The following is a 12331-nucleotide window of genomic DNA, read 5'->3' as shown; positions in this document are numbered from 1 at the left end:
AAATAGGGTGTGTAATGTACAATTTGAACCCTATTTAAAGAACAGAAACAGAGATCTGGTTGAGTTAAGCAATTGAAAATAGTTTGCTCCAACCAATACCATAATATGGATGAGCACAGAAAAGTCAGTTGTGCATAATATGCTTTTACATTATTAAAAATAAACTGCTGATTTTATAAATAAAACCAGCAAGAACTCTGAGATGAGTAATGGTTTTAATGAGTAGAGGGTAGTAATGGTTCCATTTTTTATAAAAGAGGTGACTAATGGGTGAGCTAAATATCGCTTTAATCGGCGAATGTATGATTGAATTGCAAGAAATTAATGGTGTTTGGCGTAAAAGCTTTGGCGGTGACACATTAAATACCGCTGTTTATCTATCGCGCTTAAGCGTAGGTAAAGCCGTTAATGTTAGTTACGTTACTGCGTTAGGTCAGGATAAAATCAGTCAAGAAATGATTGATAGTTGGTCTTTAGAAGGCATTAATACTCAGTTTGTACAACGCTCTGCTACTAAGCAACCTGGTTTATATATGGTTGAGACGGATGATACTGGTGAACGTAGCTTTTTATACTGGCGTGACGATGCCGCTGCAAAATACTGGCTGGAAACGGCAAGTGATGAGTTAATTGAACAGTTACTCACACAAGATGCTATTTATTTGTCAGGTATTAGCTTAGCTATTTTACCAGCCCAGAGTCGTGAAAAACTTTACGATATATTGAGTCGTTATAAAGCGACGGGTGGTAAAGTTTATTTTGATAATAACTACCGACCTAAATTATGGGATTCTACCGAGCAAGCAGCAGAAAGCTTCAAACGTATTTTATCTGTTACTCATACTGGTTTATTAACTTTTGATGATGAACAAGCGCTTTTTGGTGATACTTGTATAGAAGATTGTTTAGCACGAACCCGTGCTTTAGGTGTGCAAGAGATTGTCATCAAACAAGGAGGCAGTGAATGTTTAATTGTTACTGCTGATGATTCTATTAGTGTTGCGGCGACTAAAATTGCACCTGAAAATGTAATTGATACAACGGCTGCAGGTGACTCTTTTGCTGCCGGTTATATGTCAAAACGTATATTAGGCGAGTCAAGTATTGCTGCGGCTGAAAAAGGTCATCAGTTAGCAGGCACTGTTATTCAGCATAAAGGTGCGTTAATTGATGTGCAATATACAGCACCTTTTGTCGATTAAAGTTTATTAAAATATTCAATAGGATTAAAAATGACAACATTAAATGAAAAACTACAAGCTCTAAAAGTTATCCCTGTTATCGCAATTAAAGATGCTGAGGATGCAGTGCCGCTAGGTAGAGTATTAGTTGAAAATGGTATGCCATGTGCGGAGATAACTTTCCGTACGCCTGCTGCGGCACAAGCAATTAAAAATTTACGTGCAGCATTTCCTGATATGTTGATTGGTGCAGGTACGGTATTAAATAGTGAAACTGTTGATCAAGCGATTGACGCTGGTGTTGACTTCATTGTTAGTCCTGGTTTTAATCCAACTACGGTTAAATACTGTCAGCAACGTAAAATGCCAATTATCCCTGGTGTTAATAACCCATCTCTGGTTGAGCAAGCAATGGAAATGGGATTAACAACATTAAAATTCTTCCCTGCTGGCCCTTCAGGTGGTGTTGCAATGTTGAAATCATTGACTGCTGTTTATCCTGTTAGCTTTATGCCAACGGGCGGGGTTTCACCTGCAAATATTAATGAATACTTAGATATTAATGCAGTACTTGCTTGTGGTGGTACATGGATGGTACCTGCTGATTTAATTGATAACCGTGAATGGGATAAAATTGGTCTTTTGGTTAAAGAGGCTGTTGCGTCTCTAACTTAATTACTTACTCCTAATTTTTATAAACTGAGCCTTGATTATTGATTTAATCGAGGCTTTTTTTAAGTATCAAAAATTGAATTAGCTTAACGTACGGCTTCTAAATAAGTTCTTTTTACAGGCACTACAAAAGTGTTGATAATGATGTTCTTTATTTGATTTTGCTGCTTTATATTGCACCTTACCTGAATGGCAGTAGCAGCATTTCGCATTTTTTTGGCCTTTAATTTCACAATCGGGATGGTTTTTTAAATAATCTTCCAAATAAGGCAGATCTTGCCAATTATCTAAATTAGGTGATTGATGGAATGTAAAATAATAAAGAGAGAGGGCGGCAAATAAACCTCCTCCAAAAATAATATATTGAATAAAATCTTGCACTATTACCCACCTTTATAGCATCTCTATTAATTGAATAGACTTATTGATGACTTTGTTCCATTAAAGCTTAATTGATTAAATAATTCATCGCTCCGCATAAATTTATGGTTCTTATTACGGCTAATGACTATGGCCTGAATTATCATCAATAATTGTAGTTAACAAAAATGATAATGGGTAAATTATTTTAGTGCATGTGAAGAGAACAACTTTAGGTTGATATTGTTTATTTTTTTACAAAACTTCTCGCCAGTTCTCAGCAAGGTGGCGAACGTTAAATTGAGACTGTCATATTATATCTTGATAATTAAAGTTCAGTGGTCAACCCTGAATAAAAAAGAAGCAGTATGTTAGGGTATTATTTATTAATAATCAGATGTTTATTCTTTTTCTGGTGTATCTGTTGTCAGTGCTGTTTGTGTTTTATCTAGTTCATCGTCCTCGGGTAGGGGCTGTCCCGTGTATGCATGTAAAAATGCTTCACATAATAACTCACTATTAGTTGCGTGGCGTAAGTTATTCACTTGACGTCTAGTTCGCTCATCGGTCAATATTTTAAGGACTTTAGTAGGGATTGATACCGTCACTTTTTTTACTTGTTCACTCTTTTTGCCGTGTTCAGCATAAGGGCTAATATATTCACCATTCCATTTTGTTGACATAATAATAACCTTTTAAAAAATATGCTTCATTTTACCCTGAGATTTTTAACATAGCAATCTGAACGTAAAGAGGGCTAGAAGTCTAGCAATCTAATGGTGATTTTATATTAATAGGAGCAGGGAGTGAACGCTTAACTTTACAGTGGGTTATTGGTTACTAAGAGCAGACAGTAAATCTTCATTAGAAGTTGTCAGTGTTACGCTTTTAAATGGATTTAAAGATAAGGTTTTATCTTCATTGAGAGTAATGTCATAAAACTGTGGCAAGTTAAAGTTAATTTGATCATCTTGTTGATTGGAAACATGGCTGTTGGAAGCATAAAAACGATTTACGTTCTGTACAAACTCGTTTTTAGATCCTGCGAAGTTTAAAAATGTCTCAATATCATTTTCTGCATTGGCAATATAAACATTAAACCCATTACTATAGTTTTCAAAAAAGAATTGAATTAAACCTTCACTGATATGCGATTCGATCACATTGGCTGTTTGATCAAAATGTGTATTTTTTAAATTGACCGTGCTCGCTGATAGTTTCTTTTTAGAAATGTGGCTATAGATATCTACTGCGCTTTCCAAGTGCTGTAGTGAAACGCCTTTACGTTCAAAGTAAAAACCAAATTTTCTACCGCCGGTCCATAATGTTTGTACGGAGCGAGTATGAACAGTATGTAAGCGTAATTGAATAAATTCATTTAACTTACTTCCAAAAGATTGGCAAATTTGTTCGCTAAAGTGTCTGCTATAACAAAATAAATCAATTTGATTTGGCGGTGATGCATCTTGATGCATTTTTGAAAGAATGGTATTCAAGGCTTCAACAACTGAGAATTGACTATTAAAGTGTAAGGTACGTACTTCATTCCATGAGTTGCGGTAGATAAAGTCGATACTACCTATTAAACTCTCTTTATGCTCGCCATAAGCCATTACATTATCAATTTGGTTTAGCTCACTTTCTTCAGTGTCTTGCCAGTGCCGTGTCGGGTCTTTTTCTACATTTAAGAATATTGATAAATGTTTAATCGCACAGGGGGCACTTAATGCTTTATCACTTGCCTTAGGTTCATATATAGGAAAAACAGCATATAAATCTTTTCCAAATTGGTTAAGATTTTTATCTACTAAATCAGAGCCTTGGTTGTATAAATGCAGCATTGTATCTTCATCATAAAGTCCATTTACATAACTCCAAGCCACTAATTTTGATAAATATGGAGAATAACCAATACAAGGAGTTGTTGCTAATTCAAAGGTATCTAACGTACTGTTAAATAAATACCAACCTGCTTTGTTTTTTCGGTGTTCTGGAATTTGGATTAAGCTGAGATTATTCTCCATCAAGTTAGGTGAAATATTAGGGTTAATTATATCTACTTTACCAGGTAATGTTTCGTGTGCGGCATAAAGCTTGCGTGATAAAATTCCAATATCTTCGGCACTAATTGATTCGCTAATATTATTGTCACGTGCAAATTTAATGAGATTACTGTAGCTGAGCATTAGCGAGTCGAGCAGTAAATCATTGGCTTGTTGTACTTCTCGAATTTTCCAATTATTGCGATTGTCTAGGTCTGCTATTTGATTATCAGTCCAACCCCATTCTTTAATCAGCTTGTTTAATATACTACGACGCCAAGCGCTATTATCATTACAAGAAGGCTTAGATATCATCTCTTCTGTTTTAAAATAAAAACAGACACGAACTAATTCTAGACGTTGTAAATCATTAATACTGATTAAGTAGTCGCTCACTTTCTTAAGCATTAAACAATAAGGGTCTAACTCTTCATCATAGGAGTCTTGTTCTTGAAAACTTTTTTTGTAGGAGGTTGAAATTAGTTCTGTGTTTGGGTATTCCCAAGAATAAGCCTCCATTAAAATAGTTTTTAATGTTGCTTTATAAGGGTTATCAATACCTTTGTACAACTGCCATAAGGTGGCACCAAATAATTCTTCCGCGGGGACGCGATGTAATCCACCTAAATCTAACCAATCGTCAATATTAATTTGCCCTGTCTGATGAAGTTCTTTCACATATTCATCATAATTTTTTTCATGTTGGTGCGGGATTTGACGCCATAAAATACGTCTACCGGCAACTCGCAAAGAAGTGCGATAAAACTCATCTAAGAGCAACATATGTTGCGAAGTGCCACAAGATTCATTACTTAGTTCTGACTGATTATTAACGCGAAACTTATTATCAGGAATGAGGAAAAAGTTTAATTCGACGCCTAAACTTTCTGCCCAGTAAGTTATTTCCCATGCTTTTTTATCAAGAAGGGCAACACGTTTTTTATCCAGTGTATGTGAATAACAAATCCAAACGTCAAAATCACTTTCAGAACATTGCCCAATAGATGACGTGCTGCCCATCGCATATAAACCAATAATTTCACAATGTGTCGCTTCATTATCAGGCAATTCGGTAGCAAATAATTGTTGAGCTAATAGTTGGTGTTTTTTGGTTGGACTAAACTGGCAAATACCGGTCGGCACATCGCCTTCGATATAACCTGGCATTGAAGGGGTATTAAAGTGGAGTAATAATGGAAAACTTTGAAAAACATCCGCTTCATCTTTTTTCATTAATGCTAAAGCAGATTTTACGCGTAGCCGAGAAAACTCGTCTGATTTGTCACGTAATTGGATGATTTCTTGATTCAAGCTATGTTCCATTATTACTGGTGTTTATCACACTTCACCATAAAAAAAGTGTGACCATAATAGCATTAATTCATGTTGTTGGAAATATATACTGGTTAGCACTCAGGTTTAAAAAAATAATGTATTTGGCATGGTAACAGGTATGGTTTTGACAACTTGAAGTATCAGAAATTAATGACTGCCTCCGGAATGCCAGAGGCAGTTTGATTTTTAATCTTCATCAATTTGATAAGGAAGTGGAGCATAATAAAGAGTAGAGCCTTCAATCTCTTTCACCTGAAAAACATCTGCAGGATTGGTATCTTTTGGTAGAACAGCTAACAGCTCAATATGATCATCTCCATATTGGCATGCAGAAATAATAGTACCGACTCGTTTCCAATTATTATTTAATAATACTTCGATTGTTTGTCCTGTTTTTGGACTCTCTGGTGAACGTCCGGTTAAAATAAATAAGGCGCGTTTATTCGCTCCTCTGTATTTAGCTCGAGCCACGGTTTCTTGGCCGATATAACAGCCCTTTGTAAAACTAATTGCGTTTAGTGCTTGTAGGTTAAGCATTTGCGGTACAAATTGTGCAGACGTTTCTGCTTGAATAAAACCTGTGCCTGCGGCAATGTTCATAGCATTCCATAAGCTATCATCGAAGACATCAGCTTTATCTTTTAAGTCGAGTAATAATTCTTCGGCTGCATCATTTTTCATGATCACTAAATAGCGTAATGAAGGGTAAGGTTGCTTTATTAGTACTGTGCCACTATCAAGTAATCGGCTAGTATCATGAGTCGCAGCAGTATCTACCTGTTCTGCAATATATTGCGCAGATTTACATCCCGCTAAACCAAATGCTTGGTACTCTGTTTCTTTTTGTATGGTTACTTTTGAGAACGCGGCATATTTTTTCAATTCCGGTAATTGTACTGTTGATACGGAGCTGGGTTGAACTAATAAAATGCGGTCTTCTAAAATAATAACCCGTGCAACACTCCATGCTTTACCTTGCGGGTTACAATGGGCAGCTAAAGTTTGTTCACCGGGGATTAATTTTTCTAAATCACAGGTTAATTGGCCTTGTAAAAAGGCAACACGGTCTTCACCTGTTACACTGATTAAATCCCAGCTATTAAGTGGGCAAAGAACTAAGTCGGGTAGTTGGCTAATGTTCTCAAGTTGACTAAGTGTTAGCATGTTTGGCCTCATTATTGGACGAATTTGTTTTTTTACAATGTTATAGCTCACAACCTATTTTGTCAGTAGTTGCTGTTAATAAAATGTTGTTGTTATGATGTTGTGCACTTTATAAAAAATTCCTCCATTTTTTCATATTTTTAAAAGGAAGTATCAGTCATGCCAGAAGAGGTTTCTCTTTCTCGTTTATTATGGGCTTGTCGTCGTGGTATGTTAGAGCTTGATGTATTGTTCATGCCTTTTGTAAAAGAGGCTTATAGCGAGTTAAGCGATCAACATAAATTATATTTTCATCGTTTATTAACATGTGAAGACCCTGAACTATTTGCTTGGTTTATGGGGCATGAAGTTTGCCCTGATCCTGAACTTGCAGAAATTGTCGATGTTGTCCTCAAACGCGTTAAAATATAATATTCATAATAAACCTTCATTCATCGCCAAAGCCTTGGCGATGATCTTTTTCTTGACCATCGCTTTTTTGTTTATTCTGTTATGGGGAATAGGGTGGGTTAGTCTTTTATGTCTATTGGCTTATTTGAGTACGGCCTTCTATATTGTTTACTCCTTGCCCTTTTTGCCTTTTTCAAGTCGATTATCTGAAAGCGGTGAGATTGAAGTTAATCAACCCATTAAGGTTACCGGCGATATAAGTGCGCGCTCATTTTATAATGGCTGGATCTTATTATTATGTGTAGAAGTGAATGATGCATTATTAGTGAGCGATAAACACAACAAACCCAAACACAATAAACCTAGGAAGTGGTTTATTGTGTTTCATGATAGTGTCACTGATAGCGAGTATCGATTACTTGCCCGGCTTATCAACAGCACCAGTTAGCACTAATTTTTATCTGGATTTAAAATGGTTGGTTTTGGATCATCATTTTGCTCAGGATAATCTAAGTTGTAATGCAAACCCCGACTCTCCTTTCTTTGTATTGCACTTTTGATAATCAATTCAGCTACTTGAACTAAGTTTCTTAGTTCAAGTAAATTATTGCCAACTTTAAAGTTACTATAATATTCAGATATTTCGCTTTGCAGTAGTTCAACACGATGTAATGCACGTTGTAAGCGTTTATCGGTACGTACAATACCAACATAATCCCACATAAATAAACGTAATTCGTGCCAGTTATGTTGAATCACAACTTGCTCATCGGAATTCTCAACCTGACTATCATCCCAATCTGGAATAGTTGCAAACTTCCTATTCTCATAAAAAGGGATACGATTAAGGATATCTTTGGCACAAGCATGCGCGTATACAATACATTCTAACAGTGAGTTTGAGGCTAATCGATTTGCACCATGTAAGCCGGTATACGTTACTTCTCCAATGGCATATAGGCCATCGATATCAGTTTGCCCATGATGATCAATCATCACGCCGCCACAGGTATAATGCGCAGCTGGGACAATTGGCATTGGTTGGTGTGCAATATCAAGACCGAGTAGTAGGCAGCGGCGATATATTGTAGGAAAGTGTTTAACAATAAATTCTTTAGGTCTATGGCTAATATCGAGGTACATGCAATCAACACCTAAACGCTTCATCTCGTAATCTATTGCACGTGCAACAATATCGCGCGGTGCTAACTCGCCACGCTCATCGAAGTCTGGCATAAATCGAGTGCCATCAGGACGCAATAATAATGCTCCTTCCCCTCTTAATGCTTCAGTGAGTAAGAAATTTTTAGCGTCGGCATGATATAAACAAGTGGGATGAAATTGATTAAATTCCATATTGGCTACGCGACAACCACTACGCCAAGCTAGCGCGATACCATCACCACTTGATACATCAGGATTACTGGTATATTGATATACCTTACTTGCACCACCGGTTGCGAGGGTGACAAAATGTGCTTTTACTGTTTCTACACGTTCTGCTGTACGGTTCCATACATAAGCACCCAATACTCTATTGGCGGGAAGGTTTAGTTTTCGAGTGGTGATCAAATCAATGGCGTTGAAGCCTTCCATTAAAGTAATTCTAGGGTGCTTCTTGACTGCAGCGAGTAAAGACTCTTCGATTTCTCGGCCAGTGGCGTCGGCTGCGTGTAAGATTCGTCGGTGAGAGTGACCACCTTCTCGTGTTAGATGATATTGTGTTTCTTCTTGGTCGTTAACTTCAGTATCAAAATTAACACCGGTATCAATTAACCATTGCATGCTTGCTTTAGCATTATTGACTGTGAATCGAACTGCATCTTCGTCACACAAACCTGCACCGGCTACAAGTGTATCTTCAAAATGTGAGTCGGTACTGTCATCATCAGAGAAAACAGCAGCGACACCTCCTTGTGCATAGTAGGTTGATCCTTCTGAAAGCTTACCTTTACTTAATACTCTCACATTACTGTGAGTGGCTATTTTTAATGCCAAAGATAAACCGGCTGCGCCTGCTCCGATAATTAAAACGTCACAAGTATATTGATGTTCAGTTGTTGTTTTATTTTCTGCCATGGCATTATATGCTCTATTTTGGATAAAATGATTAACTAACAATTCCGAGTACTTATGGAGTTTATCCAAAAATCCCTTTGTTTTGAATTTATTTGGAACTTTCTTTTTTTATAAAAGTCATAACTGTGAGAATCGATAGCTCACTATAAATATAGGTAGAAAAGCTCAATGAATGAGCGTGAATTAGATTTACAATTAATACAGCGTATACAAAATGGTGAGCAGCAAGCATTTGCATTATTAGTACGTAAGTACCAGACGCGTGTGGCTAATATATTAACACGTTACGTACGTAGCTCTGGTGATATACCAGACGTATCACAAGAAGTGTTTATTAAAGTGTATAAATCATTACCTAACTTTCGAGGTGATAGTGCTTTTTATACTTGGTTGTTTCGAATAACAGTGAATACAGCTAAGAACTATTTAACAAGTCAAAGCCGCCGCCCGCCAGCATCAGACATCGATGCAGAAGAGGCTGATAGCTATGATGGCAGTGGAGCTTTAAAAGATGATGCAAACCCTGAGGCTATTTTACATTCTCAGGAAGTAAAGCAAGTGATCTTAAAAGTGATTGGAGATTTGCCTGACGAGTTAAAGTCAGCAATTACATTACGTGAACTAGAAGGTATGAGTTATGACGAAATTGCGCAAATTGAAAGTTGTCCAATTGGTACCGTTAGATCTCGCATTTTCAGAGCACGTGAAGCGATAGATAAACAGTTAAAACCTTTATTAGAACATTAATTGGAATTAATAATGAAAGAATACTCACAAGATATATCAACACTCATTGATAATGAGTTGCATGATGACATGGTGATTAAACATATTCTTGATGATACTGAGTCACAGAAACAGTTTTCAAGATATCAATTAATCGGCGATGTAATGCGTGATGAAAGCGAAGGCTTGGATTTACGAATTGATATCACCAACAGCGTAATGGCGGCCATTGTTAATGAAACCCAAGATAATAAAATTGTACCGGTTGCTACACCTGAAAAGGTAGAAAGCAATGTTGTGCCTTTTATGAAACGCTTTGGGCAATATGCAATTGCAGCTTCAGTCGCTGGCGTTGTGGTGGTCAGTAGTTTAATGATCAATCAAAATGTAGCAACAGATCCAAGTGTGACACCTGTACTTAATACCGTACCTTTTGGTGGCGCTGCTGCACCAGTGAGTTTACAAGCTAAACCCGTACAAACTAAAAGTGATATCAAAGAGCGTAATGAACATTTAGAAGCGCTGCTTAAAGATCATCAGCTGCAGTTGCAAGTACAGCCTTAAGGTAAACGATGAAACATCGATCATTTTTAGTTGTACTATTTTCAGTAATTGTATTCTTAGTTTCGCCGCAATTATATGCGAATCAAGAAGAAGCGTCACAACAAATCATAACAAAACAAGTTCAACCATCAGCGTTAACTTATTTAAAAAAGATGCAGCAAGCTTATAAAGAATTAAATTATGAGCTGCTCTATCTTAATACTGCACAAAATCAAATAGAGCCTAAGCAACTTATTCATGGTGTTCTTGACGGACAACGTATTGCCTATTTTTGTTATTTAAATGGCGGAATACGTGAGTCCTTACAATTTGACGGTAAAATAAGTTATTACCAACAGGGTAATCAAGCTTATAGCTTAGTGACAAATCGAGACCATAGTGTGTTTGCAAATATTGCTAACTTTAATTTTGAGAGCGGCAACAAAAACTACGAATACCTTATCTTAGGAAAAAGTAGAATTGCAGGTAAAAGATCTATTGCTATTAGAATGACAAGCAAAGATATGTATCGTTATAGTTATATTATTTGGCTGGATCTAGGTAGTTATTTACCACTACGATTGGAAACGATTAACAAATCTAACCTGATACTTGAACAAACTATGGTTGTTTCATTGAATGTCACTGAATCAATTAATCCTTGGATTAAAAGGATGAGTGATCAGAAAGCACCTGATGTTTTGCACTTACCTCAAACAACCGTTAAAGATGTGGCTCCTTGGGAGTTAACTTGGTTGCCTCCGGGTTTTAAAATTATAAAAGACGATCAGCATAAATTAATGCTGCATGATACAGATCCAATCTCGTATATCATGATTAATGACGGTATTGTTTCTGTCTCTGTTTACATATCAACAAAGAAGAGTACGTTAACACAACAGCAGAATATTATTCAGCGAGGTGGGACGTTGCTATATACAAAACAACAAGAAAATATTGAAGTGAATGTCATAGGTGAAATTCCACTGCTTACTGCTGAGAAAATTGCTGCATCGATTAAGGCTGCAAAATAATGATTCAAGAAACCGGCCGCATTATTGATATCAAAATAATTAATGGTGAAAAGACAGCGGTGGTGGAGTGTATTTCAAAGTCAGCCTGTAAATCATGTAGCAGTAATGATAATTGTGGAGTTGGTGTTGTAGCTAAAGGATTAAGTGATCGTTCTCATCATTTATCGATGCCGTATAAAGAAGGAATGGAAATTAACGAGTCGATACAATTATTAATTGAAAATAAAGATATCGTTAAAAGCTCAATGATTGTTTATATTATTCCTTTGATAGCATTTGTCCTAGGTAGCTCAATTAGCTACTTGTTTACCAATAGTGAACCTCTCGTTATCGCCATTTCTTTGCTGTCATTGTTTGTAGGAACCCTAGTCGCTAAAGTCGTTTCGTCTAAGTTGTATCCTAGTAACAGCCTAAACAAATTGATCAGTACAAAATAGCATCGTAAAACGTGCTATTTTAATCGATTTGTTTGTTAATTAAGCATTCGGAATAATATTCATAAAAAACGTTAATAAACGCTTGCCAATGCTTTCGTGATCCCTATAATACGCCGCACAGACAAGGGATGACGCAACAGCGACTAACTTGAACTGAGAACAAAACAAGCGCAAATAACGACTCAAGCCTCGGTTTGAAATTAAGTTAAAATAAGACGTTGACATTGTTCGAAAGGCGCGTAGTATACGCCGCCTAGCCGCAAGGCACGCTCTTTAACAATTTAATCAAACAATCTGTGTGAGCACTTGTTGTTGATGTGATTTCAAAAAAAATCAAAGTCCTACTAGTTAGGCAACATCAATAATAG

Annotated in this window: 13 protein-coding genes; 8 read left to right on the top strand and 5 right to left on the bottom strand. The window is 36.6% G+C overall.

The genetic code is table 11. The features are described from left to right. Nucleotides 1-266 precede the first annotated feature (266 nt). Together H5084_RS09910 and H5084_RS09905 are read left to right on the top strand one after the other, a co-directional pair. Nucleotides 267-1202 (top strand): sugar kinase, encoded by a 936-nt coding sequence (locus H5084_RS09910; RefSeq protein WP_028869459.1) that lies wholly within the window; start codon nt 267-269, stop codon nt 1200-1202. Between the two features lie 30 nt (nt 1203-1232). Next, nucleotides 1233-1856: a bifunctional 4-hydroxy-2-oxoglutarate aldolase/2-dehydro-3-deoxy-phosphogluconate aldolase gene (locus H5084_RS09905; RefSeq protein ID WP_028869460.1), complete on the top strand. Its 624-nt coding sequence runs from the start codon at nt 1233-1235 to the stop codon at nt 1854-1856. Nucleotides 1857-1934: 78 nt separating this feature from the next. Here H5084_RS09905 and H5084_RS09900 read toward each other — a convergent pair whose 3' ends face one another. The 4 genes from H5084_RS09900 to ygfZ form a co-directional block, all read right to left on the bottom strand. After that, on the bottom strand, nt 1935-2234 hold the full coding sequence (locus H5084_RS09900; RefSeq protein WP_051369195.1) for a hypothetical protein: 300 nt from the start codon (nt 2232-2234) through the stop codon (nt 1935-1937). 380 nt (nt 2235-2614) lie between these two features. Beyond that, entirely contained in the window at nt 2615-2896 is a 282-nt protein-coding gene (gene metJ, locus H5084_RS09895; protein ID WP_037071902.1) for a met regulon transcriptional regulator MetJ, read from the bottom strand. A 147-nt stretch (nt 2897-3043) separates the two neighbouring features. Continuing rightward, on the bottom strand, nt 3044-5566 hold the full coding sequence (locus tag H5084_RS09890) for a class I adenylate cyclase (protein ID WP_051369196.1): 2523 nt from the start codon (nt 5564-5566) through the stop codon (nt 3044-3046). Between the two features lie 210 nt (nt 5567-5776). Then, on the bottom strand, nt 5777-6754 hold the full coding sequence (gene ygfZ, locus H5084_RS09885) for a tRNA-modifying protein YgfZ (protein ID WP_182690348.1): 978 nt from the start codon (nt 6752-6754) through the stop codon (nt 5777-5779). A gap of 159 nt (nt 6755-6913) precedes the next feature. Between ygfZ and H5084_RS09880 the strand changes: the two genes are divergently transcribed. After that, nucleotides 6914-7165, top strand: coding sequence for a succinate dehydrogenase assembly factor 2 (locus H5084_RS09880; protein WP_182690347.1), 252 nt, complete (start codon nt 6914-6916; stop codon nt 7163-7165). Then, entirely contained in the window at nt 7137-7592 is a 456-nt protein-coding gene (locus tag H5084_RS09875; protein WP_182690346.1) for a protein YgfX, read from the top strand. The genes H5084_RS09880 and H5084_RS09875 overlap by 29 nt, the downstream gene beginning before the upstream one ends. A 2-nt stretch (nt 7593-7594) precedes the next feature. On the opposite strand, the gene nadB is transcribed toward H5084_RS09875, so the two are convergent. After that, a complete protein-coding gene (nadB, locus tag H5084_RS09870; protein ID WP_182690345.1) occupies nt 7595-9223 on the bottom strand; it encodes an L-aspartate oxidase in 1629 nt (542 codons plus the stop codon). 168 nt (nt 9224-9391) lie between these two features. Here nadB and rpoE point away from each other — a divergent pair, with 168 nt between their 5' ends. From rpoE to H5084_RS09850, 4 genes are read left to right on the top strand one after another with little or no spacing between them, the layout of a single operon-like run. Then, a complete protein-coding gene (rpoE, locus tag H5084_RS09865) occupies nt 9392-9970 on the top strand; it encodes an RNA polymerase sigma factor RpoE (protein WP_028869466.1) in 579 nt (192 codons plus the stop codon). A gap of 12 nt (nt 9971-9982) precedes the next feature. Beyond that, the gene (locus H5084_RS09860; RefSeq protein ID WP_182690344.1) at nt 9983-10513 is read left to right on the top strand and encodes a sigma-E factor negative regulatory protein; all 531 of its coding nucleotides are present in this window, start codon (nt 9983-9985) and stop codon (nt 10511-10513) included. An 8-nt stretch (nt 10514-10521) separates the two neighbouring features. Next, a complete protein-coding gene (locus H5084_RS09855; protein ID WP_182690343.1) occupies nt 10522-11526 on the top strand; it encodes a MucB/RseB C-terminal domain-containing protein in 1005 nt (334 codons plus the stop codon). Then, complete coding sequence (locus tag H5084_RS09850; RefSeq protein WP_028869469.1) at nt 11526-11963, top strand: SoxR reducing system RseC family protein; 438 nt, start codon at nt 11526-11528, stop codon at nt 11961-11963. Before H5084_RS09855 ends, H5084_RS09850 begins: the two co-directional genes overlap by 1 nt. Nucleotides 11964-12331 lie beyond the last annotated feature (368 nt).

It is taken from the genome of Psychromonas sp. SR45-3, from assembly GCF_014163575.1.
In the GTDB taxonomy this organism is placed as follows: Bacteria; Pseudomonadota; Gammaproteobacteria; order Enterobacterales; family Psychromonadaceae; genus Psychromonas; species Psychromonas arctica.
Note: the sequence above shows the minus strand (reverse complement) of the source record. Positions and strands in the feature narration are given on the sequence as shown.